Origin of the sequence: Austwickia chelonae (assembly GCF_003391095.1) — a bacterium.
In the GTDB taxonomy this organism is placed as follows: domain Bacteria; phylum Actinomycetota; class Actinomycetes; order Actinomycetales; family Dermatophilaceae; genus Austwickia; species Austwickia chelonae_A.
In genome coordinates this window covers 1,482,685-1,507,782 of sequence record NZ_CP031447.1, presented here as the reverse complement: position 1 = coordinate 1,507,782, position 25,098 = coordinate 1,482,685, and the positions used below count along the sequence as shown (strand labels likewise).

Annotated in this window: 21 protein-coding genes and 1 pseudogene; 7 read left to right on the top strand and 15 right to left on the bottom strand. The window is 65.0% G+C overall.

The features are described from left to right. Positions 1-21 precede the first annotated feature (21 nt). The 4 genes and pseudogenes from DX923_RS17125 to DX923_RS06590 form a co-directional block, all read right to left on the bottom strand. Positions 22-1,054 (bottom strand): annotated as a pseudogene (locus tag DX923_RS17125) (ABC transporter ATP-binding protein); the annotation flags it as partial. A gap of 57 nt (positions 1,055-1,111) precedes the next feature. Then, entirely contained in the window at positions 1,112-1,339 is a 228-nt protein-coding gene (locus tag DX923_RS16655) for a hypothetical protein (RefSeq protein ID WP_240322778.1), read from the bottom strand. Continuing rightward, positions 1,336-2,133 carry an enoyl-CoA hydratase/isomerase family protein gene (locus tag DX923_RS06595; RefSeq protein ID WP_116113575.1) on the bottom strand — a complete coding sequence of 266 codons (798 nt, stop codon included), beginning with the start codon at positions 2,131-2,133 and terminating at the stop codon, positions 1,336-1,338. Before DX923_RS06595 ends, DX923_RS16655 begins: the two co-directional genes overlap by 4 nt. 64 nt (positions 2,134-2,197) lie before the next feature. Further along, positions 2,198-3,796 carry an ABC-F family ATP-binding cassette domain-containing protein gene (locus DX923_RS06590; protein ID WP_116113574.1) on the bottom strand — a complete coding sequence of 533 codons (1,599 nt, stop codon included), beginning with the start codon at positions 3,794-3,796 and terminating at the stop codon, positions 2,198-2,200. A 169-nt stretch (positions 3,797-3,965) separates the two neighbouring features. Here DX923_RS06590 and ypfJ point away from each other — a divergent pair, with 169 nt between their 5' ends. Together ypfJ and zupT are read left to right on the top strand one after the other, a co-directional pair. Then, entirely contained in the window at positions 3,966-4,895 is a 930-nt protein-coding gene (gene ypfJ, locus DX923_RS06585; RefSeq protein ID WP_116113572.1) for a KPN_02809 family neutral zinc metallopeptidase, read from the top strand. Then, entirely contained in the window at positions 4,892-5,677 is a 786-nt protein-coding gene (zupT, locus tag DX923_RS06580; RefSeq protein WP_116113571.1) for a zinc transporter ZupT, read from the top strand. Before ypfJ ends, zupT begins: the two co-directional genes overlap by 4 nt. 294 nt (positions 5,678-5,971) lie before the next feature. Here the strand turns inward: zupT and DX923_RS06575 are convergent, their stop codons facing one another. The 3 genes from DX923_RS06575 to DX923_RS06565 are packed head-to-tail and all read right to left on the bottom strand — an operon-like array spanning position 5,972 to position 8,639. Further along, positions 5,972-6,466, bottom strand: coding sequence for a hypothetical protein (locus DX923_RS06575; protein ID WP_116113569.1), 495 nt, complete (start codon positions 6,464-6,466; stop codon positions 5,972-5,974). 39 nt (positions 6,467-6,505) lie between these two features. Beyond that, positions 6,506-7,915 (bottom strand): hypothetical protein, encoded by a 1,410-nt coding sequence (locus DX923_RS06570; protein WP_116113568.1) that lies wholly within the window; start codon positions 7,913-7,915, stop codon positions 6,506-6,508. A 1-nt stretch (position 7,916) separates the two neighbouring features. Next, a complete protein-coding gene (locus DX923_RS06565; protein WP_116113566.1) occupies positions 7,917-8,639 on the bottom strand; it encodes an ABC transporter ATP-binding protein in 723 nt (240 codons plus the stop codon). A 240-nt stretch (positions 8,640-8,879) separates the two neighbouring features. On the opposite strand from DX923_RS06565, the gene DX923_RS06560 reads away from it, so the two are divergent. After that, positions 8,880-9,842 carry an MBL fold metallo-hydrolase gene (locus DX923_RS06560; RefSeq protein WP_116116198.1) on the top strand — a complete coding sequence of 321 codons (963 nt, stop codon included), beginning with the start codon at positions 8,880-8,882 and terminating at the stop codon, positions 9,840-9,842. A gap of 100 nt (positions 9,843-9,942) precedes the next feature. Here the strand turns inward: DX923_RS06560 and alr are convergent, their stop codons facing one another. Genes alr through ord form a run of 6 tightly spaced genes read right to left on the bottom strand, consistent with a single transcriptional unit; the run spans position 9,943 to position 17,304 of the window. After that, positions 9,943-11,079 carry an alanine racemase gene (gene alr, locus DX923_RS06555; protein ID WP_162872822.1) on the bottom strand — a complete coding sequence of 379 codons (1,137 nt, stop codon included), beginning with the start codon at positions 11,077-11,079 and terminating at the stop codon, positions 9,943-9,945. Between the two features lie 23 nt (positions 11,080-11,102). Beyond that, positions 11,103-12,182: an alanine racemase gene (locus tag DX923_RS06550; protein WP_116113563.1), complete on the bottom strand. Its 1,080-nt coding sequence runs from the start codon at positions 12,180-12,182 to the stop codon at positions 11,103-11,105. A gap of 6 nt (positions 12,183-12,188) precedes the next feature. After that, positions 12,189-13,547, bottom strand: a complete 1,359-nt coding sequence (locus DX923_RS06545; protein WP_116113561.1) for a glutamate mutase L — start codon at positions 13,545-13,547, stop codon at positions 12,189-12,191. Beyond that, positions 13,544-15,838 carry a D-ornithine 4,5-aminomutase subunit OraE gene (gene oraE, locus DX923_RS06540; protein WP_116113559.1) on the bottom strand — a complete coding sequence of 765 codons (2,295 nt, stop codon included), beginning with the start codon at positions 15,836-15,838 and terminating at the stop codon, positions 13,544-13,546. The genes DX923_RS06545 and oraE overlap by 4 nt, the downstream gene beginning before the upstream one ends. Next, positions 15,835-16,203, bottom strand: coding sequence for a D-ornithine 4,5-aminomutase subunit OraS (oraS, locus tag DX923_RS06535; protein WP_116116197.1), 369 nt, complete (start codon positions 16,201-16,203; stop codon positions 15,835-15,837). Before oraS ends, oraE begins: the two co-directional genes overlap by 4 nt. 60 nt (positions 16,204-16,263) lie before the next feature. After that, the gene (ord, locus tag DX923_RS06530; protein WP_116113557.1) at positions 16,264-17,304 is read right to left on the bottom strand and encodes a 2,4-diaminopentanoate dehydrogenase; all 1,041 of its coding nucleotides are present in this window, start codon (positions 17,302-17,304) and stop codon (positions 16,264-16,266) included. A 282-nt stretch (positions 17,305-17,586) separates the two neighbouring features. On the opposite strand from ord, the gene DX923_RS06525 reads away from it, so the two are divergent. Together DX923_RS06525 and DX923_RS06520 are read left to right on the top strand one after the other, a co-directional pair. Then, positions 17,587-18,360, top strand: coding sequence for a hypothetical protein (locus DX923_RS06525; RefSeq protein WP_116113556.1), 774 nt, complete (start codon positions 17,587-17,589; stop codon positions 18,358-18,360). Positions 18,361-18,486: 126 nt separating this feature from the next. Beyond that, entirely contained in the window at positions 18,487-19,257 is a 771-nt protein-coding gene (locus tag DX923_RS06520; RefSeq protein ID WP_162872821.1) for a hypothetical protein, read from the top strand. A gap of 12 nt (positions 19,258-19,269) precedes the next feature. Here DX923_RS06520 and DX923_RS06515 read toward each other — a convergent pair whose 3' ends face one another. Beyond that, complete coding sequence (locus tag DX923_RS06515; RefSeq protein WP_240322777.1) at positions 19,270-21,702, bottom strand: nitric-oxide reductase large subunit; 2,433 nt, start codon at positions 21,700-21,702, stop codon at positions 19,270-19,272. A 104-nt stretch (positions 21,703-21,806) separates the two neighbouring features. Here DX923_RS06515 and DX923_RS06510 point away from each other — a divergent pair, with 104 nt between their 5' ends. Together DX923_RS06510 and DX923_RS06505 are read left to right on the top strand one after the other, a co-directional pair. After that, positions 21,807-22,505, top strand: coding sequence for a helix-turn-helix transcriptional regulator (locus DX923_RS06510; protein ID WP_116113552.1), 699 nt, complete (start codon positions 21,807-21,809; stop codon positions 22,503-22,505). A gap of 127 nt (positions 22,506-22,632) precedes the next feature. Further along, complete coding sequence (locus tag DX923_RS06505) at positions 22,633-24,117, top strand: amino acid permease (protein ID WP_116113551.1); 1,485 nt, start codon at positions 22,633-22,635, stop codon at positions 24,115-24,117. On the opposite strand, the gene DX923_RS06500 is transcribed toward DX923_RS06505, so the two are convergent. Beyond that, entirely contained in the window at positions 24,088-25,005 is a 918-nt protein-coding gene (locus DX923_RS06500) for a cation diffusion facilitator family transporter (RefSeq protein WP_116116195.1), read from the bottom strand. The genes DX923_RS06505 and DX923_RS06500 overlap by 30 nt on opposite strands. Between the last annotated feature and the right edge of the window lie 93 nt (positions 25,006-25,098).

Below are 25,098 nucleotides of genomic sequence, written 5' to 3'. Positions count from 1 at the left end.
AATGCACCTCCCCGACCTTGTTCACCCGGAGAACTGGGTCTCGTACAACTGCGCGTACAACCTGCCCTCCACGAGCAGGTCGTCATGGGTTCCGCGCTGGACGATCCGTCCCTCCTCGACGACCAGGATCAGATCGGCATGGCGCACCGTGGAAAGACGGTGCGCGATCACCAAAGCCGAACGGCCCGCCAATGCCACGTCCAAGGCCTGTTGGACAGCAGCTTCCGAGCCGCTGTCCAGATGGGCGGTCGCTTCGTCCAGCACCAGCAGTCCGGGCTCGTTCAAGAGCAGTCTCGCGATCGCCAGACGTTGTTTCTCCCCGCCGGAAAGACGGTGACCCCGATCGCCCACGACAGTGCCCAGGCCCTCCGGTAACTGCTCGACCAGCTCCCAGCTCTGGAGCAGAGCGGAGAACCTCTTCCAGGTCTTCCTCGGTCACCTCCGGCCGCGCGTAGAGCAGGTTCGACCTGATCGTGTCGTGGAAGAGATGCGCGTCCTGGGTCACGACACCGACGGCATCACGCAGACTCGCGGTGGAGACCTCCCGCAAGTCGACGTTCTCGAGTACGGGCCCGCCCTCACGTCGGCCGAGACTTTCCCCGCCTCCCAACGAGGGCACGGAGACCTCCTCCGCGACCGGGTAGCGGAAACAGACTTGCTCGAAGACCGGTTCGGTCGTCCGGGTCGCCATGTCCGCATTCAGGTTCATCGACTCCCTGGTCAGCGCGGACAGTCGGATGCCCATTCCGCGTGCGGGGAGAAGGAAGAGCGGGAAAAGCATGAGCGCTGCCAGGGTCAACGGCCAGGAGAGCACGGTCATCGTCCCGACGATCGCGACGAGGGTGACCGTATTACTCACCACTGCGGACAAGGTCGACGTGAAGGCCTGCTGCGCGCCGATCACGTCCGTATTGAGTCTGGAGGCGAGTGCGCCGGTCCGGGTGCGGGTGAAGAAGGCCAACGGCTGAGCGCACACATGGTCGAAGACCTCGGTCCGCAGCCGGAAGATGAGACCCTCACCGATCCGCGAGGACTGCCAGCGTTGGGCCACGGTCAGCATCGCTTCGATCAGGGCGACGAGGACGACCAGCGCCGACAGGAGAACCACCGATCACTCGTCTCCGCGGAGGACACCCCGGTCGACGATGGCCCGAAGCAACAGTGGTGGTATCGCCACCATGGCCGAGGCGAGTACGACCGTCACGAGGAAGAGGGCGATCTGCCAGGGGAAGATCCTCGTGTAGGAGAACACCCGGCGAGCCGTCCCCGGAAGTAGCGACCGTCCGCTCAGGCGGTCCTGGGAGAGCGACCGCATGGTGGCGAACGGGTTGGTCGTCACCTGTTTTGTCCGCTGAAGAGCCTGGCCAGATCAGCGATGAGCTTCACCTGAGTCTGTCGTTCGGCGGAGAACTGGCTCTCCCTGGGCGAGCGCACCGCCTGCGCCAGAAGCCGTTTCGTGGCTTTCGCCGAGCTAGCGGGTGCTGCGGTCAGCGCTGCGACCAGGTCGTCGGTCGTAGCCTCCAGCTCGGCGATGGGGACGGCCATCGTCGCGAGGCCTATCTCCACGGATTCTTGTGCACCCAACACCCGACCGGTCAGACATAGTTCGAGGGCTCGGGGATAGCCGATGAGCTCCACGAGGACCGAGGTGCCGCCGAGATCAGGGACGAGCCCCAGGGAGGTCTCTGCCATCTTGAACTGGACGTCGTCGGCGACGATCCGCAGGTCGGCTCCGAGAGCCAGTTGGAATCCCGCTCCGACGGCGTGGCCCTGCACTGCGGCTACCACGACGGCATCGAGGCTACGCCAGCTGGTGAAGGCGTCCTGGAAACGGGCGATGTACCGGTCGGCCTGGTCGGGATGTTCCAGGCAGAGGGACACCACGTCCGGTTCACCGTCCAGCCCGGTGGGGCTGAGCATTCCGCGGTCCATGCCTGCGGAGAAGGATGGGCCTGCGCCGCGCAGGACGACGACCCGGACATCGTCGGGGAGGGTGTGGGCGATCTCGGCCAATGCCGACCACATCGTGGGGGTCTGGGCGTTACGTCGTTGCGGGTTGTCGAGGGTGACGTACAGCACGGCTCCGGTGCGGTGCACGCTCAGGCGCGGATGGGGGTGGGCTTCATCGATCACCTTTCCGACTCTAGGCGAGCGTCGGCGACCCGGCCTGGGGAGAAAAGTGACTTCGGTGAACTTTTCAGGCCAAGGAGATCAGGTCGAGATAGTCTGTGCTCCAGAGGTCCTCGGCGCCGTCGGGCAGGAGGAGGACTCGTTCGGGTTCCAATGCGGCCACGGCACCTTCGTCGTGGCTCACCAGCACCACGGCACCGGCGAAGGTGCGTAATGCAGCAAGGATCTCCTCCCGGCTGGCCGGGTCGAGGTTGTTGGTCGGTTCGTCGAGCAGCAGGACGTTGGCGCTGCTGACCACCAGGGTCGCCAGGGAGAGGCGGGTCTTCTCACCTCCGGAGAGCACACCGGCAGGTTTGTCGACGTCGTCACCGGAGAAGAGGAAGCTGCCGAGGATCTTGCGGACGTCGGTCTCCCCAAGGTCGGGGGCGGCCGTTTTCATGTTCTCCAGGACGGTCCGCGTCACGTCGAGGTTCTCGTGTTCCTGGGCGTAGTAGCCGATCTTCAGCCCGTGGCCTGGTTCGACCTGACCGGTGTCCGCGGTGTCCAGCCCGGCGAGGATCCGCAGCAGGGTGGTCTTGCCTGCACCGTTCAGGCCCAGGACGACGACCTTGCTCCCCCGGTCGATGGCCAGGTCGACATCGGTGAACACTTCCAGGGAGCCGTAGCTGCGAGACAGACCGGATGCGCGCAGCGGCGTCTTCCCGCAGGGCGCCGGGTCGGGGAAACGTAGTTTGGCGACCTTGTCCTGCTGGCGTTCGCCTTCGATTCCGGCGAGCATCTTCTCGGCCCGCCGCGCCATGTTCTGGGCGGCCGTGGCCTTCGTGGCCTTGGCCCGCATCTTGTCCGCCTGTGCCAAGAGCGCGGAGGCTTTCTTCTCGGCGTTGAGACGCTCGCGTTTCCGCCTCTTCTCGTCGGTCTCCCGCTGTTGCAGATAGGCCTTCCAGCCGACGTTGTACTGGTCCATCTCCATCCGGTTGGCGTCCAGGTGGTAGACCTTGTTGACCACTTCGTCGAGGAGTGCGACGTCGTGGCTGATCACGAGCAGCCCGCCTTTGTACACCTTCAGGTGGTCACGTAGCCAGGCGATGGAGTCGGCGTCGAGGTGGTTGGTCGGTTCGTCCAGCAGCAGGGTGTCCACCCCGGAGAACAGGATGCGGGCCAGCTCGACCCGGCGTCGTTGACCACCGGAGAGAGTTTCGAGTTTCTGGGCGAGGACCCGGTCCTCCAATCCCAGCGCGGCTGCGATGGTGGCCGCTTCGGATTCGGCTGCGTAGCCGCCGGCGGCGTCGAACTGTGCCTGAAGCCGGGGGTACCGGGCCATGGCGCGCTCGTGGGTCTCGGCATCTGCGCTGGCCATGGCACCTTCGGTCTCCCGCATCCGTCGGACGATGTCGTCGAGCTGACGGGCGGAGAGGATGCGGTGCATGGCCACCATGTTGAGGTCGCCGTCGCGGGGATCCTGCGGCAGGTAACCGACCTCGCCGCTACGGGTGACGGTGCCAGAGGCGGGCTGGTTCCAGCCGGCAAGCACCTTAGTCAGGGTCGTCTTGCCCGCGCCGTTACGGCCGACCAGGCCGACCCGGTCGCCCGACCCTACCCGGAACGTGGCGTCACCCAGCAGGAGCCGACTACCTGCGCGCAGCTCGATACCGGTGGCTGTGATCACAGCTGTCCCCTTCGTTCCGGTCGGTGTGGATCGCCCCAGCATGGCATCTCACGGGATGAGCCGCGTACGCCCTGGCAGCGCCGATGCACGGTGCGGTACACAGCTGGACTCATTACTCTACTGGTCAGCCCTTGTGAGTGGCACGAGGTGGCCAGGAGAGGACGCGGGGATGACGTTCAATGACGATGCTGAGCTGGACACTTCGGATATCACCGGTGGCGGAGAGGGCACCTTCGGTCACACCGGGGCGATCATCGGTGGCGGTGGCGGCATCCTCGGACTGATCGCTCTGGTCGTCTACACCCTCTTCGGTGGCGGTGGCGGCTCACAGGTCCTGGGGTCGGGTGGCCATGGCATGGACCTGTCCCAGTTGGGTGCCGGTGGCCAGTACACCCAGAAGATCTACGACCACTGCAAAACGGGAGCCGATGCCAACAAGGACGACGTCTGTCTGGTGGTCGGCACGGTCAACAGCGTTCAGGGTTACTGGAAGAAGAAATTCCCCGAGTCCACCAAGAACAACACCGCATGGCGGTTGACCAAGACGAATCTGTACTCCGGGCAGACCCAGTCCAAGTGCGGCATGGCCTCCAACCAGGTCGGCCCCTTCTACTGTCCGGCCGACCGTCAGGTGTACATCGATGCGAGCTTCTTCAAACAGCTCAACCAGCGCTTCGGCAGTGACAAAGGCAATTTCGCGAAGATGTACGTCGTGGCCCATGAGTACGGTCACGCCGCCCAGGACCAGCTCGGCGTGCTCGGTGAGGCACAGAAGGATCCGAAGGGGCCGGCCAGCGGCGGGGTCAAGGTCGAGCTGATGGCCGACTGCTTCGCCGGGATGTGGGCGAAGGACGCTTCCACCACGAAGGACAAGAACGGCAAGACACTGTTGAAACCGTTGACCCAGCAGGACATCCAGAGCGCCCTCTCGGCGGCCAGCGCCGTCGGTGATGACACCATCCAGCAGCGCACGCAGGGCCGGGTCTCCCCGGAGAACTTCACCCATGGCAGCGCAGAGCAGCGAATGCGCTGGTTCATGGCCGGGTACAACAGCCAGAATGTCGCCACCTGCAACACTTTGAAGGCCACGACATTGTGAGCCCGGTGGGTTACGCCCTGGCGTTGTCCCTCTTCGCCGGCCTGTCCACGGGGATCGGCAGTCTGCTGGGGATCACGGCCCGGCGAGCTTCTCCCCGCCTCCTGGCTGCCAGCCTGGGCCTGTCGGCAGGTGTCATGCTGTACATCTCCTTGGTCGAGCTCGTCCCCGAGGCGCATGAGTCGCTGCGTAAGTCGCTGGGTGATCACGGCGGCTGGGTGGCCATCGCAGCCTTCTTCGGCGGGGTCCTGCTCATCGGGGTCATCGATGCCCTGGTCCCGTCTGCGGTCAATCCGCACGAAACCCATACCGACCCGGAGTCGGTGCGCCAGGCCCAGTTGATGAGGATGGGATTGTTCACCGCGGCGGCGCTGGCGATCCATAACTTCCCCGAGGGCTTCGCCACCTTCATGACGGCGATCTCCTCCCCCGAGCTGGGTCTTCCGGTGGCGGTCGCAGTGGCCGTGCACAACATCCCGGAGGGCATCGCGGTGGCCGTTCCCGTCTTCGTCGCCACCGGCTCCCGTACGAAGGCTTTCGGCTACTCCTTCGCCTCGGGCCTGGCCGAACCTGCAGGGGCACTCCTCGCCTACCTGGTGTTGGCCCCGTATCTCACCCCGGCGGTAACCGGCGTCGTTCTCGCGGGAGTCGCCGGGATCATGGTGTACATCTGCTTGGACGAGCTACTGCCCAGCGCGCACGCCTACGGTGAGCACCATGTGGCGCTGGCCGGGGTGATGGCCGGGATGTTCGTGATGGCGGTGAGCCTTCAACTGCTCGGCTGAGCTGTCCATCGGCGACGAGCCGACGGTCGAGCAGGCCGTGCACGCCACAGGCACCGTCGTGGCACGCATTGCCCGATGCGGCCCTCGACGGGCCGTCCCTGGCGCAAGCCCTGCACGGCCGACCCGACCATGACCAGATTCGTCGAGGACGAACCGGATCGTGTTTTCCCACAAGGACGGTCGAGCCCGTGAAACAGACTCGGCCGCACGGCCGACATTAGTGGACAGAAGTCTCCCGCGAGTGTCGACGCGCGACCCCGGTGACATTCGGAATGCTGGTGTCCTCGAAAGGACTCAGCCAGCGGCGCCGAGGGAAGCAGGCTCCTTTGAGGTCCGCGCGGGGCACGCCATCTGACCTCGCAGGCGAATCACCAAGGCCCAGGACAGCAGGACGACCCCCAGCACGGCCATGAACGGCTGGACGGGCGCGAACCATTGCATCGCGCCCGCCGAGCCCAGCGCCAGCAGGACCACCTTGTTGCAGACCGGGCACCCCACGGCGAAGAAGGCCAGCAATCCTCCGACCGCGCCCCGCCGAGACATCGGATCCGGCTCCTTCGGAGCGGAAGGATCACGAACATAGGTGGCGGTGAGCAGACCACTGAGCACGCTGGTGACGGCCAGCACCGGCCAGGACCAGGACGTCACCGGCACAGAACGGCTGAAGAAAGGCGTCGGGATCATCACCGAAGGAATACCGACGACCAGCACGGTCGCCAGCGCGGCCACGACAGCGGTGACCCACCGTCGCCGACTCCAGCTGGCCAGCGCGATCAGAGGACGAGGCATCGAACCACCGTATCCGGCGAAGCTGCATCACAGCTGTGCTCACGCCGCTGCAGCTTCCGCCGCCCGCGACCCCTGCCCCAGGTCGAGACGTAAGGCCGATCGACAGGAGTACCCCAGTGGCAGGAGGATCACCACGAAGAAGAGCCCCAGGTTGAGAGCGACGAACAGGCCGGGAAACTGCCACCCGATGTCGACCGACATGATCTGTCCGATCCCCCGGGAGACGACCGCCGACAGCAGACTCAGCACGACAGCGATCATCAGGAATCCACCGGCCAGGTATGCGCAGGCCTCGCTGAGAACCTGTTGATAGAGGCCAACCCTGCTGACACCGGAGCACAGACCGGTCCGATAGTTCCGGGTACGTTCCCGCCCGGTCAGGACGATCGCGCAGATCCCCCCGGCGAGGGAGATCGCGTACACCGGCACGAAAAGCACCGCCAGGTTGAAATACCCGATCTGGCCGCCGCCGGACAGGGACTGACCTGTCTGCGCAAAAGCAGCGTTGACGGCCAGCGCCGTATTGATGAAGGCGCCGACCACTCCGCAAGAGACGATCACCGGGGCCAGGATCGAGGGATAGCGCCGCGCGTAGAAGGCAGCTTGGCGGGCCCCCAGACCCGCGCTGCCTCTCCGGTCACCGAGGGAAAGGACATTCACCAGATGAATACAGCGGGGGTAGACCCGCGGGCCGGTCAGCAGACACAACGAGGTGAGCCCCAAGGAGGCGAAGACACTCATCCCGAGCAGAAAACTGATGCTTCTGCCCCTCGCCGCCGGATCGGCGACCTGACCTTGGTGAAAACCGGTGAAATACAGTGAAAGGCAGGTCAGCGCGCCGACGACGACCGCCGCTGCCACCCGGAGCCGGCCCAGTCGAGCACCCGTTCCGTCCCCGCTGTCGAGACGATGCAGGCGAGCCATGGACTTCCTGGCCTGCCAGAACATCGGCACCATGGCTCCCCCGCACACCCAGAGCAGGGTGCTCGTCTGAGCCGACCAGGAAAAAACACGGTCCCCGATCTCCCAGCCGGGGAAGTAGTGGCGATAGACCAGCGCTGCGATGGGCTGCCAGACGATGCGCAGCAGACCGAGCCCGATCAATGCCCCAGCTGCACAGGACATCATCGCCTGACCGGCGATGGTCAGCACTGTTTGGGAACGGCTCGCCCCCAGCTCCACCAGCAGACGCAGGTCCTTGCGTTGAGCTGTCGTACACAGCCCGAAGACCGGGGAGAGCGCCGCCAGGAGCGCGAACCAAGCAAACAGAACATTGTTGGCGAACGGGGTGGACCGGTCAGGTCGACCGTAGCTCTCGGCGACCTCCGGATAGATCGCATCGAGCTGCAGGGGAAGACCGCAGCACAGCATCGCGAGCGCGGTGAGCAGAATCACCGAGGACCACGAGGGCAGATGTCGGCGGAAGAGCACCAGGGAGAAGCGCCACATGTCAACGCACTGCGGCCGACTGGACGGCGGTGAAGACCTCGTCCGCGGTGGGTCGGGAGAGTTCCTGCCAGGTCTGTCCGTTCCGGAGGACGATCACCCGATGGGCGCGGGCGGCGACGGCGAGGTCGTGGGTGACCATGACCACAGCCCGGCGTTCGGTCACCAGGTCCTCCACGGCGGACAGGACCTGGTGTGCGCTGTGTTCGTCCAGCGCCCCGGTGGGCTCATCGGCGAAGACGATGTCGGGGTCGTTGATCAGGCAACGGGCGACGGCGACCCGCTGTTTCTCCCCACCGGACAGCTCAGAGACCTGCTGGTGGGCTTTGTCTGCCAGGCCGAGATGGGTCAAGAGGGTCAGGGCACGTTCTCGTCCACCGCGACTCCGGGTGAGTCGGCGAGGGACCAGGACGTTGTCGAGGACGTTCATGAACTCAAACAGCCGGTAGTCCTGGAAGATGAATCCGGTCCGACCCGCTCGGATGCGGGAGGTCTTGCGTCCGTACGGGTCCCGTACGGACGTGCCCAGGAGGTCGACCCGCCCTCGATCGGGGACGACCATGCCGGACAGGCAGCGCAGCAGGGTCGATTTCCCAGCCCCTGAGGGCCCGACGATGGAGACGAATTCTCCGGCGCGCACGCTCATCGAGATATCGCTGAGGATCCAGGATCCCGAGTGGCCGGGGGTGCGGACTCCCACGTCGGTGCACGCGATCATGCCTGCCATCTTCTTCCTCCAGTGCCGGGGTCAGGAGTTCTCATCCTTGTGCGGAGGTGAGCGTGCTGCACAGCTTTCGTGAAACTCGTTCAGGGTCGAGTTTCTTTTCCTGCCAAGCAGGATCGCGACCATGGCGGGAAAGCGGTGCTGTGCGTCGGCACCAGCACCCCGTCCTTGACAACCCTCACCCCGGAAATCATCAGGCGTTCTGCGGTGAATGCCCGGACTGCGTTGTTAGCATTCCGCGCCATGACGAACCCCGCGCCTGTTTGCTCCCCTGCTCCCGCTCCGCTGACCCCGGAGGTCGACGAGGTCGCGCCAGGGGTCTACGCCTACGTCCAACCCGACGGTTCCTGGTGGGTGAACAACTGCGCCTTCGTCATCGGCGACGACTCCATGCTGCTGGTCGACACCTGCGCAACCGCCGACCGTACCCGCGCACTTCTGGATGCCGTCGAGGGGTTCTCCGCCGGCCGCACTCTGCGCTATGCCGTGAACACCCACCTCCACGGTGACCACACGTACGGCAATGTCCTCCTTCCCGAACAGACCGTGCTCATCGGTCACGAACGGATGCGGGCCGGGCTCGCTGCGGATCCCTTCGTGTGCGGTTGTCCTCCGTTGTGGGAACGTCCTTTGGACTGGGGAGTCGACGGGCAACGGCGGCTGCCCGATCTGACCGTGTCCGGAGACACTCAGCTGTACGTCGGCGGGCAGCAGGTCGTCTTGACCCATCCGGGTCGGGTGGCTCATACCGACGGTGATCTGGTGGTGCACCTGCCTGAACACCACGTACTGGTCACCGGGGACCTGGTCTTCAACCAGGTGACACCGATGGTCGCGATGGGGTCGGTGGCCGGGGCCTTGGACACCCTCGACTGGTTGGGCGGTTTCGAGGCCGAGGTGATGGTCCCCGGGCACGGTCCGGTGCTGCGGGGTACCGCGCAGATCTCCTCCTGCCTGGAAGACACCCGTCGTTATCTCGAGTTCGTCCTGGACAGGGCGCGGGCCGGTCTCACCGCAGGTGCCACGCCTTTGGAGGTCGCTGTCGAGACCGAACTCGGCGAATACGCGGATCGTCCGGACGCCGAACGACTCGTCCTGAACCTGCACCGTGCCTATACCGATCTGGCGGGGACACCGTTCGATCTGCTGGGAGCCTTCAAGGACGCTTTGGCCTGGCATGGCGGGCCGCTACCCACCCACGTCTGAATCGCCCCCGTGCTCCACGGCTTGGCCGTCTGCCGCACACCATGACGACCGGTGTGAGAACCCTTCTTCGGAACCCCGGAGCGTTGAACCTCCGCCGAAGTCACTCTCCGCCGGTTGTTTCGTGGATCCGGCCCACCCGCGCTGCGATCCGGCAGGTCACCTCGTACGGGATGGTGTCCAAGGAGACGGCCAGGTCGGCGGCGGAGATCTCCTCGGTCCCGTCCCGACCGAGCAGCACCACCCGGTCACCCACCGCGATCTCCCCATCTGCGCCTACGTCCACCATCAACTGGTCCATACACACCCGTCCCACGATCGGCAGCCGCCGCCCGCCTACGAGCACCTCGCCCCGGTTCGACAGATGTCGGTCGTAACCGTCGCCGTAACCCACCGGTACCGTCGCCACCCGGGTATCGGCCTCCGCCGTCCAGGTACGTCCGTATCCGACGGTGCGCCCCTGCAGCACCTCCTTGACGAAGGAGACCCGGGACTCCCAGGTCAACGCCGGACGCAGCGGAACGGTCCGCGGCGCCTCGGGATCGGGATAACTTCCGTAGAGCATCACCCCCGGACGCACCATGTCCATCCACGAATCAGGGTGTGCTAGAACCCCACCCGAGTTCGCAGCATGGGCGATCACCCGGCGGCCCAGGTCTTCCTCCACCGAACGGTGACAGTCAGCGAAGACCATGACCTGCGCTGCGGTGAACTCATCCTGGCCAGGGGTGTCGCTCACCGGCAGATGGGTGAACATCCCCTCCAGGTACAAATGCGGACACTCCTCGGCGATCCTCCGGGCCAAGGCGGTGGCTTCCTCCGGCAGGCAACCGATCCGACCCATGCCCGTGTCGACCTTCAGATGAACAGCAGCCGACACACCCAGATCGGCGGCCGCCCGCTCGACGACATCGACCGTCTCCGCATCACACACCGTCGACGTCAACCGATGAGCCACCGCAGCCCGAGCCTCTTCGGGGAAAACCGGCGACAGCTTCAGGATCGGCAAGGACACCCCGGCCTCTCGCAGCTCGACCCCCTCCGGGACCGTTGCCACACCGAAGAAATCCGCCGCGGACGTCTCCTGCACCGCCATCGCGATCGGCACGGCCCCGTGCCCGTAGCCATCCGCCTTGATCGCCATGAGGATCTGCCGATCCGGACCGACCCGGTTGCGTACCGCGGCCAGATTCGCCAGAACAGCGTCCACGTGCACCCGGGCACATGTCTGATAAAGCATGATGACCACCCTAGATGTCAGTTTCAGCCGCGTAGGGCCACCTTCTGGACGTAATGGGACGTCGACAACGCCAGCAATGCGGCATAAGACGGCCAGAAACCCACCGGCCCGCCCAACCGGATCTCACCGACGGCGTCCTCCACGTCGAGGATGAGATGGTCGCTGCTGGCCCCGACGATCAGAATGCCCTCGTCCTGCGGAGTCAACCCGTCGATCGCAGCGTCCTGGCGGCCGATGTTCACGATCGCGCGCAGCCGGGTCCCCCGGTCCGGGAACTCCGGGCACTCCCCGAAGGCATTCTGTCCCCGATCGCCGATCGGCACGCTCGGCTTCCGCTCCAACTCGACGATCTCCCCGACGAGCCGCACCGTGTCCTGCCGGGTCGAAGGCCACGGGCTGCGGTCGAGGACATTCCGCCCCAGCACGATCGACTCACCGATCCGGAAATGGTTGATCTCCTTCGGCATCTTCCCGCTGGCCAGCAACGGAAGACTCGAGGAATTACCGCCCGAGAGCGTGCCCAGCTCCAACCCGGTCGCCGCACGGCAGGCATCTCGCACCGAGATCAGCCCGAGCATGTTCTCCACGCTGGGAATCACCCCGCCGTAACAGGCCAGGTTCGCCCCCAGACCCAACAGATCCACGTGGGGCAGCCGAGCCGCCTCGGTGACCAGTTCGACCGCACGATCAGGCCATACCCCCTCCCGCAGGTCGCCGATGTCGACCATCACGACGACCCCATGCCGGGTTCCCGCCTGACCGGCCGCCTCGGACAGGATCCGCAAGGTCGACAGGCTGGAGTTCAACGTGATGTCCGCGCACCGGACCACATCCGGAACCGACGACGGCGACGGGATCCGTAGCAACATCTGAGGCAGGCCAGTGCCCAATCCGGCCAACCCCATCAGATTCAGGATCCGGCTGTCGGCCAACTCGTCGACGCCACCGTCCACCAAGGCCCGGACCACCGCAGGGTGCGCACAGGTCACCTTCGCGACCCCGGCCACCCGGGCCCCGTGAGCCCGGCACAGACCCACCACGGCGCGGGCATTCTCCGTGATGCGATCCGGATGGATCTCCAGACGGGGCGTCCGCAGGTACATGTGAATTCACCGGCCTTCGTCGAAGGAGTCCGCCCACCTGCGCAGTGTCCTGCTCACCTCGTCGGGATAAGCCCGGGCCAAGGTCCCCAGGGCGGAGAAACGGTAGCGGTCGTCCACCAGCAGATGGGCCTCCACCGGCGGCAGCAGGTGACGTCCCGGCCCGGCACACACCGCACGCAGGATGCCCGCAGCACCAGGAACCTTCGTCAAGGCACCCCCGGTGGCCACCACCCACCGCACCGCTGTCAGATCCTTCCCCCGGACGACCTGGCGTTTCCCGGTCGGCGTGTAGATATCGGTCAAGGTGCCCGCATGCCGACGGATCCCGGTCTCCACCGCCCGTTCGGCCAGCCAACGGGTCAATGCCCGCTCCCGATCGGTGCCCGGCATCGCGGTCAGCGCCTCCAGACGTTCAGCCCAATCGGCTTCGCCGGAGGCCTGAGCGACCGTCCTCGCGTTCACGTACACCCCGAGATCACCCTCGACGGTCCGCTTCGCTCGTGGCTCGGGCTCCACCACGGCACCGGCCAATTCCGGCGAACCGTCGGTCACCGAGTGCACATCCGTGGTGGCACCCCCCACATCGACCACCAGGACGTCCCCGACGGCTTCGGCGAATCTCTCCGCCGCCATCAGGACCGCCCCCGGAGTAGGCAGGACCTCCGCCTCGGTGAGTTCGGCCAAGGCACCCATCCCCGGCGCATGCACGATGTGCTCGCTGAAGACGTCATGGATCAGCACGCGCAGCGGATCCACATGCAATACGTCGACATCCGGGAAGACATTGTCCGCGATCAGGACCCGGACGCTGTGCTCGGCGAAGGTCTCCGTCACCGCCGGACGCGCAGCCACATTCCCGGCGTAGACCACCGGCGGATGTTCCGACGACTCCCCCAAGGCAGCCGCCAGATCCCGGGCATTGGCGATCACGATGTCCCGCTCCCCGTAATCCACCCCGCCGGCGAGCAGAACGATATTGGGCTTCAAAGCATGCAGATCGGCTAAATCATACGAGGTCAATCGGCCTGCGGTCACCTGGCCGACGATGGCCCCCGCACCCAGGGAAGCCTCCCGGGCGGCACGGGTCGTCATACTCGCGGTCAAGCCGTGCACGCTCATCCGCAGCCCACCGGCAGCGGACGAATTCACGTGAGTCTCCACCCCAACGACATCGACGTCATGACGACGACGCAGATCCTCCCGAGCCGCAGAGACCCCGACCCCGACATCGCCCTCGGCCACGCTCGTCGGCGCAAAACCCTGGCCGACCTGCTCCAGAGCCCCGTCGCGGTGGGCGAAAGCATTCACCTTCGTGATCGTGCTGCCCACCTCGACGGTGACCACATCGGCCCGACCGGCGTTCATAGGGCTCCGTCGGCGCTCGCGCTCACCGGGATCGAGCCGTTCACGGAGCCTGTTCCACGCAGCCGGAGGGCCTTCACCATGGCGTCGACCACGTCGATGCCCTTGGTGCCCCGCCCGAAGGTGGCATCGAGCCCAGTCTCGGCAGCCATCTCCCGGTTGACCTGAGTGCCGCCGGCGACCAGGACGAAACGGTCGCGGACGCCTTTCTCCACGCACAGTTCGGCGAGCTTGCGCATCATCTGCCGGTGGATGTCGTTGTGGCTGATGATCGTGGAGATGAGGATGGCATCGGATCCGGTCTCGATGGCCGCATCGACCAGTTTCGCCAGAGGCACCGACGTCCCCAAGTAGTGGTAGGCCACCCCGTACTTCTCGATGCCGCCATGTTTGATGTCGAGGATCTCCCGCAGGCCCACGCTGTGCTCGTCCTCACCGACGGTGGCCGCGACGACGGTCAGCTGTCGGGCGGAGACCTCCTCCCGCAATTCGTCCTCGGGCAGACGGATCTCCTTGACCGGGATGGTCAGCGAATCCCGGCGGATGTCGAACAGGACCTTCCCCTTGACCTCCACGAAGCAGCCTTCGGACGCCTGCATCACCTGGATGTTGACCACGACGGGGTCGTCGAGTCCCATCCGTTTGGCCATCTCCACGGCGTAGACCTCGGCGACCTCCTCGGGCTGGGCCACGAAGAACTGGACCAGTACCGTCCCGTCGCCGGACCACTCGGCCTCTGGGCGGATCAGCTCACCGGACCGGTACGGTGCGGTGGCCGCCAACCGGGTATCGGCGTTGTCCTGCTCGTCGAGTTCGTCGATGAAGACGATCTTGTCTGGATCGCACAAGGTGCAGCCGTCGATGGCGACGCAGGGCGCGGCGTCCGCTCCGGTGGGTACTCCCCTTTCGACGAGCAGGTCGAGCGGCGGGCGGCTGTTCCCGAAATGGTCACAGACCGGAGCCCAGTAGTCGTCATCACGTTCGATGATGGATCCGGCGCCCACTCCGCCGTCGGCCGCCCGAGCGATGCCGTCACCGTGACGTTCGGGATATTTGGCGGAGTCGACGAAGAAACCCTTTTCGACGGCGGCGAAGTAGCCACCGTCGGCGACGACCTCGGCGAGGAAGGCGAGCGCGCGTTCCTTGATGTCTCGCACCATTTCCGGGAGCGGGCCTTCGGCGCGCAGGGAGACCAGGTCGTTGATTCCGTCGAGTGCTGACCAGGTTTGTTTGACGGTCTGTAGGCCGCGGATGTTGTTGTAGTGCCAGGGGACATTTCGCCCCTCGTCCGGGGTGATGGTGGACTGGATATCCGCACTGGTCAACATCGATATGAGGGTGTCGACGGTGTGAGTACGGACGGCTTCTTCGATATCGGCCTCGATGTAGCGGGTGTTCTGTTGGGCCCGCATCTTGTACTCGGAGAAGACGTCGCGCAGGGCGATGGCGTAGGGCAGGTCGAACCAGAGTTTCGGTGCCGGAGGCGAGTTCGGTGGGACGGTGGACAGCCCGATGAGGCCTTTGTCCATACCGACCGCTACGGAGAACGCGGTGTTCAGGCCGTGTTGCACCATCAGCTCGGGCATGACGAGCCAGCCGGCCTTGGCGGTGGCATTGGCGTTGTGGGCGCCGTCGATCTGGAGGATGCCGGCTCCGCACATCACCCGTTTGGCTTCGGCGGCGTCAACGAAGCTGCGGTACATGTTCACATTGCGGTAGAGCACGTTGTACTGCGGGTCCTGGTGGGCGCCGTTGACGCCTTCCTCGGCGAAGAGGACCGCCACCTCGGGACCGGCGACTCCGGAGACATAGGAGTGGAAGTTGATGGGGCGGCCGACTTCGTCCTCGATGGCGTCACAGGCTTTGCGGGAGGCCCGGATCTGCTTACGGGTGATGGGTACTCCGCCGATGCCCTCGGGGGTTCCTTCGAGGAGACCGTCGATATGGGACTGGCCGGTGGTGCGGATGACCATGAGGTGGTCGGCACCGTGCCAAGCCGCCATCCGCATCCTGCGGACGTCGTCCTCGAAACGTCCGGAGGCGATCTCGGTGGTGACCACGCACTTCGGCTGAGGGTCGATGCCGTCGAAGTACTTGCTGGCGGGCAGCCCGAGGGAGTTCTTCAGCGGCTGGGCTGCGTCGCGGAAGTGGAAGGGCCCCATGGCGACACCTTTGGCTGGTACCCGTCGCCAGGTCCATCCCTTGCGGCGGGGACGGTAGCTCGCCAGGCCTTCCATCAGGCTGTCGACGTCGAGTTTGGTGTTGGGCTCCAATGGCCCGAAGGTGGTGCTCATCGGGTGCCTCCTGCGGTGGGGAACAGGCCGTTCAGGCAGCTTCCGTCCTCGGTGATGAGCCGGGCGGCGGTGCGCAGGTCGATGTTTTCGCGGTGGGCGAGGCGTACCAGCACGTGGCCTGCGCCCTTCCCGAGGAGTCCGGCGTCGGCGATCCGGTCGATGACGGCGTGGCTGCTGACGCTGTCGATCCCCATCCGTAGGAGCACGGAACGTTCGATCGACGGGCTGGTGTGCGTCCGGGCCAGTTCGACCATGGGAGTGACGAGTTCACCGGCAAGTTGCCAGAAACGTTCTTTGAGTTCGTCATCGCTCAGGCCGGAGAACTCGGCACGACGTGCCTCGTAGGCAGCCATCCGGGCAGTCATGTCGGTCACAGGGACACCTCTTCTCGGGAAGGGTTGGCGGGCGGGTGCCGTGGTGCGTGGTCAGACGCGACGTCGGTAGGCCGTGGCACCCATGAGTGCGGCGGGGACCGGTAGGTCGAGCATGTTCTTCAGACCCGGTGCGGCCTCGACGACACGCGGGATGGAGTTGACGGCGATGCCCTTGGTGGCGGTTCCCCCGGCATATTCGGGGGTGATCTGCATGTTGATCTCCGGGACGCCTTTGATGGTGATGTAGTCGCCGGTGCCTTGCCCTTCGAGTTCGGGGAGCACCTGTTGGGGGTGGACGAGGGTGAGGACGAGTTCGGCGCCGCGGTAGCCCAGGAGGGTTTGTTTACAGCCGGCGACCATGCCTGGTTCCACGACGACATGGGGCGTTTCACGACGGACGGTGGACACGATGGCTTCTCGGCGTTGTTCGATCCGGTCGATCCCCAGGCCAAGGGCGTCGGAGATCATCCGGGCCGATTCGGGGAAGCCGATGTGTCCGTCGACGCTGCCGTTCTCGACGCCTTCGGCGAATTCTTCGGGGGTGAGTCCGACGCCTTGGGTGCGCATCACGGTGGGCCCGTACGGGGAGAGGTCGTTGACCCTACGAGCTTCGACCGAGGTGACCTGGTGGCATCCTGCGGTCAGCGCGACGACCAGTAGGTCCATGGAGAGGCCGGGGTTCACTCCGGTGCCCAGCAGGGTCACTCCGTGAGCTTTGGCGAGATCGTCCAGCTCAGCGGCGAGTTCGGGGTTCTGTGCCTCTGGCGAGGCCATTTCTTCGGCGATGGAGACGCAGTTGATCCCTGAGCGCAATATGGTCCGCAGGTCGTCCATCTGCTCGGACACCCAGGATGTGGTGGCGATGACGACGCAGTCGACCGAGCCACGGTGCAGCACGCTGCCGGGGTCGTCGGTAACCTTGATGCCGAGTTCGCGGTCTGCGCCGAGAACCTCGCCGAGGTCACGTCCGACGTATGCGGGCCGGGTGTCGATTCCCCCGACGAGTTCGAGCCCTTCTTTGTCGAGGATCAGACGGGCCATCCCGCTACCCATGGCTCCGAGGCCCCACTGCACGACGCGAATGGTGGACATCGTGTATCGCTCCTTCTCTGGTGCGCGGCGGACGCAGTGACGCCCGCTCCTGTAGTGCGACGGCGCACGCGAAACCGCCGCATCCGGTGATGATGCGGCGGGCTGTGAGAAGAGCCCTCCCTCTTATGAATCACACGGTAGCTATTTCGAGCGCACCGGGTGAGGAATCGGCGAAATCTGTACAAGTAATTGATTCGTGTCGTCGCAGTATTGGCTCACGCGATGACTAGCGTCGGCTGTGTCCGCGGTGACAAATCCGTGGTCTCGCCGAGGAGGGGACCGATGATCGACAGTCGGGTGCAGGCCGCAGTGAACCTTCATGCAGTTCTCCGGGCGTTGGAGGACCTGGTGTCCTTGGATGCTCGAGCTGCGGAGATGGTGCGTGGCGCGCACACGAGGGTCACTTTCCGGGTGCCGGGGATCACTCCTTTGTCGTTGACCTTCACCGATGGTCGGGCGTCGACCGGCCCCCGGTCGGGGAGGTGTCCAGCGGGGCACGACGATGTGACCTTGACTTTCGTGTCTGCGCGTCATTTCAATCGGGTGATTGCCGGGGAGGGTTTTCCCTTGCCGGTCCGAGGTTTTTCTCGGATGGCTTTCCTGCGGAAGGATCTCCCCCTGTTGACCGGGAGGTTGGAGGCTTTGTTGCGTCCGCTCGACCGGTCGATGCTCTCCGCTGAGGAGAGGCGGATCTCGTGGATCCTGTCGGCGTATATCGCTTTTTACTCGATCGCCCCGGTGGCGAATCTCGATGAGCGCGGACGCGCCAATGCGGCCCGGATGGTCGACGGCGACATCTCGGTCGAGGTGGTCGACGGTCCTGCGCTCACCGTCCATGCGCGCTCCGGTGTGCTTGAGGTGCACCGGGGGCTCTCCTCGACGCCGCGGGCCCGGATGACCTTCGATTCGGTGGCGACGGTCGGCGCGATCCTCGAGGGATCCTTGGACACCTATGCCGCGATCGGGGACGGGCGTCTTGCCGTCTGCGGCTACATTCCTTCGCTCGACAACATGAACAAATTACTGTCCGGTGTCTCGTACTACTTAGCGGCCTGAGAAGCGCTGCTCTGCGGTCAAGGTGTGGTCGAGGCCTCGAGGTGGGGTCGACCTCCCCGGAGATCTCATAGTCCACGCACAGCTGCCGGACATCAGCAGAACGGGTCGATGGTCGATGGTGAAGCCATGACGACGACCACATCGGAGGAAGCAGCCAGGACGGCATGGGCCCGCAGGCTCGTCCTGGCTGCTTCTTGGGGAAGCTTGGCCGTCGTCACCGTTCTCTGTGCCGTCGACGGCTGGCTCACTTCGATCGGCGATCTCGAGGACCTGTCGTTCGCCGTGGGAGACCTGGCCAGCTTCTGGTCGACGGACCTGATGCTCTTCGAGATGCTCTTCGCTGCGAAGATCCCGGCATTGGAGCGCCTGTTCGCCGGGGATTCGGTGCAGGCCCGGAGAGCTTTCGGCGCTGGTTCGCTGATCGCCTTGACGGTCTGCGTGCTGGCCACGATCGCCGGCTACACCCAGGAAGATCCTGAGATGCTGTGGCTGAACGTGGTGGACACCTTGATGGGCCTTCCGTTGACCTTGGTCGTGATGATCGTGGCCTTGGCCGTCGTCTCGACGATCGCGGTCATCACCGCCGTCCGGCACCGGTCGTTCAAGGAGATCCAGGACCTGATCGGACGGTGGGTCTTCCCGGTATGTCTCCTCATGGTTCCTTTCGACCTGTGGATCGACGCCGATCTGATGGGTTCGCCGTGGACGACCGGGTACTGGTGGACGCTGTGGGCGGTCACCGTGGCTGTCTCCGTGATCTTCCGCGGCGGTTTCCCGTCGAAGGCTTCGCAGGCAAGGGTTCCCTCGGTCGACAGTGGTGCGGCGTGTGACACGCCACGACGCTCTGAACGGGAGCCAGCTCTTCTGCTCAGCCCTTCAGGCATTCCTCCTGCATGATCGCTGTCGACGTCATCGACCCGTTCCGGTCTCTTCTGACTGGGCGACGCTCGATCCGGGGACGACTCGCTCTCGACCGTCCTTCAAGGAGTGGCCGGTGATCAGGCCCACCATGAAGACACCGATGGCGGCAGCGCCGATCGAGAAGATGACGTCGCCGGGGACCCGGAGCCAACGGATGAAGGTCAGTACCGGGGTGTAGAGGAAGGTGTCGCTGCGGGCGTACCAGAGCCCGTGCTCGATGGAAGCCCAGGCCTGGGCGAGCCCCAGGGGCAACAGCGAGACCAAGGCCATGGCAAGCAGGCCGCCGTTGAGACACCAGAAGCCGATCTTGATCCAGCGTTCGTTCCATTCCCTACCGGGCATGAGTGAGCGGACGCAGAAGAGCATCAGCCCGATGCCGAGCATCCCGTAGACGCCAAAGAGCGCAGTGTGCCCGTGCAGCGGAGTCAGGTTGAGCCCCTGGACGTAGAACAGGGAGATCGGCGGGTTGATGAGGAAGCCGAAGACCCCGGCGCCGAGCATGTTCCAGAAGGACACCGATACGAAGAAGTAGATCGCCCATTTGTAGCCGGCCACCCATTCGCGGACCTTCAACAGGGCCATGTGCCGGATGGCTTCGAAACCGACCAGCGCCAGCGGCACCACCTCCAACGCGCTGAAGCAGGCGCCGAGAGCGAGGACGACGGTGGGACTACCGCTGAAGTAGAGGTGGTGGGCGGTGCCGATGATCCCGCCGAGCAGGAAGATCACCGTGGAGGCCAGGGTCGCGGTCGTGGCTGCCGCGGACCTCAACAACCCGAGTCGGACGAACAGGAAAGCGATGACGGCAGTGGCGAAGACCTCGAAGAAGCCTTCGACCCACAGGTGGACGACCCACCAACGCCAGTACTCGGCGATGGACAAATGGCTGGAGCGTTGCATTCCGAAGGCGGCACCGTAGAAGCTGGCGATGGCGAAGCAGCTGACCAGCAGCATGATCACCAGGGAGCGCTGGTTACCGGCGGCGAGAGGGGCTTCCTCGGTGGCGTGCAGGGTGCCTTCGTCGGAGCTGCGGCGCAGCGCCGGGTAGATGGCGCGGCACATGAGGGCGAACCAGAGGAAGAGCCCGATGAACAGTCCGATCTGGAAGGCCCGGCCCAGGTCGACGTACTCGTAGCCTTGGGTGCCGACCCAGAAGCTCAGCTCACTGCCGTAGCCCAGTTTGCCCATGATGGAAAGCCATTCGCCGATCATGGAGCCGAAGGTGACCAGGAGGAGAGCGACGAAGAGGATATTCACCCCGAGCTTCTGATACGCCGGTTCCTTGCCACCGACAGCGGGGGCGATGTAGAGACCGGTGGCGAGCCAGGCGGTGGCGATCCACAAGATACCGAGTTGGGTGTGCCAGGTGCGGACGACCGCATAGGGCAGGATCTGGTCGATCGGGATCCCGAAGAGCGCCCCGCCTTCGACGCCGTAGTGGGCGCTGATGATGCCGCAGCCGATCTGCAGCATGAAGAGCAGCCCGACGGCGAAGAAGTATTTCAGGGTGGCCCGTTGGGAAGGGGTGGGCTGGTAGCCGAGGAGGGGATCACTGTCGGGAACCCGGTCGACGACGTCCTCTTCGTCCTCGTGGAAGTTGGCGCCGTGGTAGTAGACCATCCCGGAAATGCCGATCAGCAGGAGCACGATGGACAGCAGGCTCCACATGATGTTGTCGGCGGGCGGCACATTGTCGATGAGGGGTTCGTGCGGCCAGTTCTGGGTGTACGTGGCGGTCTTCTCGGGAGCATTCGTGGAGGCGGACCAACTGGTCCACCAGAAGAAGGCGCTCATCTTGCGGGCGCTCTCGGCATCGTTCAGGGTGCCCTTGGGGATGGCGTAGCGCTCGTGCCCGTCGGCGAAGATGGACGAGTAGTAACGGGTGTTGGCCTCGAGAGCGGCGATGCGTTCGGGCGACAGGGTGATGACGCCGGTGTCCGCCTGATAGGTGTTGGTGCGGATTGTTTCCTTGAGCCTGGCCTTGAGCTCACCCTGTTTCGTGGCGGGCAGATCAGCGTAGGTGTCGGCGCCGGCGTCCTTGGCCCACGTGTCGAGAATGCCGGTGGCTTCGCGGTGCAACCAGTCGGCGGTCCAGTCAGGGGCTACATAGGCGCCGTGCCCCCAGACGGAGCCGATCTGTTGTCCGCCCAGGGATTGCCAGACCTGCTGACCTTTGACGATGTCCTCGTGTTCGAGGAGGGTCCGGCCGTCCTGGGAGACGACCTTGGTGGGCAGTGGCGGCTTGGCAGCGTTGATCTGGGTGCCCATCCACAACAACACGGCGAAGGATCCGAGGACGACCAGGACGAGTGCGGCCCACCAGCGGAGGTCCTGGTTCTTGAGGCGAGAGTTTCGCCATCGGCGTCCGGAGGGGTCGGGGATCGAGTCGGGTTCTCCCTGAAGCGGAGTGGCGGCATCCATTCTTTTTTTATACCAAACTGTGTAAAAATAAGGAAGCAGCCCTCCCCCGTCCCCAACCCCCTTCCCGGACGTCGATTCAGGGAAAGCGCGGCAGAGAGGAGACCATGAACGGCATGACAGGTACCGCCGGTCCCGCTTCGCCGACGCCGAACACCGCCGTCGCCCGCGCCCTGGGCGATCCCACCCGCGCCGCCATCCACGACTTCATCCGGGACGCCCCTCATCCGGTGACCATCGCGGAGATCACCGAACGACTCAGGCTCAATCACAACGGGATCCGCCGCCACCTCGGCAAACTGCGTGATGCCGGGCTCGTACTGGAGAGCAGGGAGCCCCCCAGCGGGCGAGGACGCCCTGGGCTGCTCTACACCACCGCACCCAACCCCGAAGGGCTCTCCTCCGCCGGAGCCCATGCCGAACTCGCCCGGATGCTCCTGCGCATGATCACCACCGGGCAGGACCCGCTCACCGTCGGCCGAGAAGCCGGGCAACGGATCGCCGCCGAGCTGCGATCCGCCACATCGACGACCGACACCACCGCTACCCGCGAGGAACTCACTGCGGCCCTGGAGACCGCAGCCCGCCGTATGGGATTCGACCCCACCGGAGAAGCCACGGCGAACGGCATCGACATCGTCCTCCGACGATGCCCCTTCGCCGTGGAGGCCGAACTCTCCCCCGAGACCATCTGTCTTCTGCACCGCGGCATCGCCGAAGGGATCAGCAATAGCCTCCGACCAGGGGGAACCGTGCTGCTCACCGTCGTCGACCCTCGTCGCGGCGGATGCCGAATCGCCATGTGACGGGAATCACTGTCTCGAATCACAGACATGCCCTGATATCCGTGCATGGCGGGCGTAGCGTCACGATGTTTGTGCAAGGGAGGTCGGCGCGATCTGCGCACACCCCCCTCCACAGTGAGGAAGCATCATGGGCGATCAGAACGAGGTCAGCAGTTCCACACCCGAAAGGGGCCTCGTCCGCGGGCTGTCCCTGCGCCATATCCAGTTCATCGCCCTCGGATCAGCCATCGGCACCGGCTTGTTCTACGGTTCGGCCGAAGCGATCGCCAAAGCCGGTCCCGCAGTGATCATCACCTATCTCATCGGCGGCGCCGCCGTCTTCATGGTGATGCGAGCGCTGGGCGAGATGGCTGTACGTCACCCGGTGCCCGGTTCTTTCGGCCAGTACGCGGCCCGCTACCTCGGGCCGTTCGCCGGATTCGTCACCGGATGGTCCTTCGCCTTCGAAATGATCGTGGTCGCCGTCGCCGATGTCACCGCCTTCGGCATGTACATGAGTTTCTGGTTCCCCCACACCCCTCAGTGGATCTGGGTGTGCTCCGTGATCCTGTTCATCGGCGCGGTGAACACCCGGAAGATCAAGGTCTTCGGCGAACTCGAGTTCTGGCTGACGATCGTGAAGGTCGGCGCGATCATCGCGATGATTCTGGGCGGTATCGCGCTGATGGTCAAAGGGGTGAGTTTCGCGCCCGGCGTCGACGTGGGCCCGGAGAACCTGACTTCCCACGGCGGGTTCGCACCCCATGGCATCGGAGGTGTCCTCGCTGCGCTGACCATTGTCATGTTCGCCTTCGGTGGAGTCGAGAGCGTCGGCATCACCGCGGGTGAGGCCGATGACCCCAAACGTGCTATTCCCAAGGCCGTGAACTCGGTGCCGGTGCGCATCCTGCTCTTCTACGTGTGCACGATGGTCGTCATCATGTCGCTGGTCCCCTGGAACCAGATCAACAACAAGGCCAGCCCGTTCGTACAGATCTTCAGCGCATTGGGGGTTCCCGCAGCCGCCAGCGTCCTCAACGTCGTGGTCATCTCGGCTGCGCTGTCTGCGATCAACTCCGATACCTTCGCAGCCGGCCGCATGTTGTACGGGCTCGCACAGCAAGGACAGGCACCCAAGGCTTTCGCCTCGGTCTCCCGTCACGGAGTTCCCTGGCTGACCGTGATCGTGATGTGTGTCGCGCTGCTTCTCGCGGCCGTGTTGAACGCGCTCATGCCCGAGGACGTTTTCCGGACGATCGCTTCCATCGCGACCTTCGCCACCGTCTGGGTGTGGATCATGATTTTGCTGTCGCACATCGCGATGCGGCGGGAGATCGCCGCGCAGGGGCGCGCCGCCTCGGAGTTCCCGGTTCCGTTCTGGCCGGTGGCTTCCTACGCAGCAGTTGCTTTCATGGCTTTCGTCATCGTGATGCTCGGCTGGTTCCCCGACACCCGGGTCGCTTTGGTCGTCGGACTCGTCTGGATGCTCTTCCTGCTCGTGGCCTACCGGGTGTGGGTACGTGAGGACGGACGGGCCCAGCCCGAGCTCGTCGACGAGACCGGCACGGAGGGGACCTCGGCGGCGACGACCCCTCCGTCGGCATCAACCAGCGGTGGGGCAGTGGGTGCCTGACCCTCTGCTGCGTTCGACGATGGCTACCTCGGTCGGATAGTCGCCGTACGACCGAGGATCTTCCAAGGGCTCGAGATGGCAGATGATCTGTACGTCCGGGAAATCTCGGTGGACCCGGGACTCGACCTCTTCCACCAGGTTGTGTCCGCGCTGGACCGTCCACTCCCCCGGAACCAGGACGTGGACCTCGGCGAAACGTTGATGTCCGGCCTCCCGAGTACGTAGTGCGTGGAATTTCACCTGATCGCTGGTGAACTCGGCGAAGACCGAGGCAAAACGGGTGTTTTCCTCGGCAGGCCAGGACCGGTCCATCAGCCCGTCCACGGAGGAGTGCAGCAGCTGGTACCCGGTGACGATGATGTTGATCCCCACCGCCATCGCGACGATCGGGTCGAGGCGCTCCCATCCGGTCAGTCCCACGAGCAAGACACCACCGACGACACCGACCGAGGTCCACACATCGGTCATCAGATGCTTGCCGTCGGCGATCAAGGTCAGCGAGCGGTACTTCCGCCCGGCTCGGATGAGGACCATCGCGGTGGCCCCGTTCAGGACCGAAGCGAGGACGCTCACCGCCAGCCCGACCCCCACGTTCTCCAGAGGCTGAGGGTCCAGGAAACGACGTACCGCGGTGACGACGATGAAGCACGCCGCCACCACGATCATTCCGCCCTCAACGGCGGCCGAGAAATATTCAGCCTTCGCATGGCCGAAATGATGACTTTCATCGGCCGGCCTGGACGATACTTTCAACGCGACCAGCGCCACGATGGCAGCGACCAGATTGACCACAGATTCTGCAGCGTCAGAAAGAAGACCCACTGAGCCTGTCACCACATAGGCTCCGGTTTTCAGGCCAATCGTGGCTAAGGCGATGAAGATGGCCAGCCATGCAAATCTTGTCAGATGAGCTCTGTCTACTGCGGGGGCACCCTGGCTCGCTTTTTCCACTACCTCAGTATTGGCAGAGAACAGGTCTGT

Coding starts and splice junctions, on each gene's coding strand:
- DX923_RS06515 (WP_240322777.1), bottom strand. CDS start 21,702: ATGGATGCCGCCACTCCGCTTCAGGGAGAACCCGACTCGATCCCCGAC.
- ypfJ (WP_116113572.1), top strand. CDS start 3,966: ATGACGTTCAATGACGATGCTGAGCTGGACACTTCGGATATCACCGGT.
- DX923_RS06510 (WP_116113552.1), top strand. CDS start 21,807: ATGAACGGCATGACAGGTACCGCCGGTCCCGCTTCGCCGACGCCGAAC.
- DX923_RS06520 (WP_162872821.1), top strand. CDS start 18,487: ATGACGACGACCACATCGGAGGAAGCAGCCAGGACGGCATGGGCCCGC.
- oraS (WP_116116197.1), bottom strand. CDS start 16,203: ATGACTGCCCGGATGGCTGCCTACGAGGCACGTCGTGCCGAGTTCTCC.
- alr (WP_162872822.1), bottom strand. CDS start 11,079: ATGCTTTATCAGACATGTGCCCGGGTGCACGTGGACGCTGTTCTGGCG.
- DX923_RS06525 (WP_116113556.1), top strand. CDS start 17,587: ATGATCGACAGTCGGGTGCAGGCCGCAGTGAACCTTCATGCAGTTCTC.
- DX923_RS06550 (WP_116113563.1), bottom strand. CDS start 12,182: ATGTACCTGCGGACGCCCCGTCTGGAGATCCATCCGGATCGCATCACG.
- DX923_RS06545 (WP_116113561.1), bottom strand. CDS start 13,547: ATGAACGCCGGTCGGGCCGATGTGGTCACCGTCGAGGTGGGCAGCACG.
- oraE (WP_116113559.1), bottom strand. CDS start 15,838: ATGAGCACCACCTTCGGGCCATTGGAGCCCAACACCAAACTCGACGTC.
- DX923_RS06570 (WP_116113568.1), bottom strand. CDS start 7,915: ATGTGGCGCTTCTCCCTGGTGCTCTTCCGCCGACATCTGCCCTCGTGG.
- DX923_RS06505 (WP_116113551.1), top strand. CDS start 22,633: ATGGGCGATCAGAACGAGGTCAGCAGTTCCACACCCGAAAGGGGCCTC.
- DX923_RS06560 (WP_116116198.1), top strand. CDS start 8,880: ATGACGAACCCCGCGCCTGTTTGCTCCCCTGCTCCCGCTCCGCTGACC.
- ord (WP_116113557.1), bottom strand. CDS start 17,304: ATGTCCACCATTCGCGTCGTGCAGTGGGGCCTCGGAGCCATGGGTAGC.
- DX923_RS06565 (WP_116113566.1), bottom strand. CDS start 8,639: ATGGCAGGCATGATCGCGTGCACCGACGTGGGAGTCCGCACCCCCGGC.
- DX923_RS06575 (WP_116113569.1), bottom strand. CDS start 6,466: ATGCCTCGTCCTCTGATCGCGCTGGCCAGCTGGAGTCGGCGACGGTGG.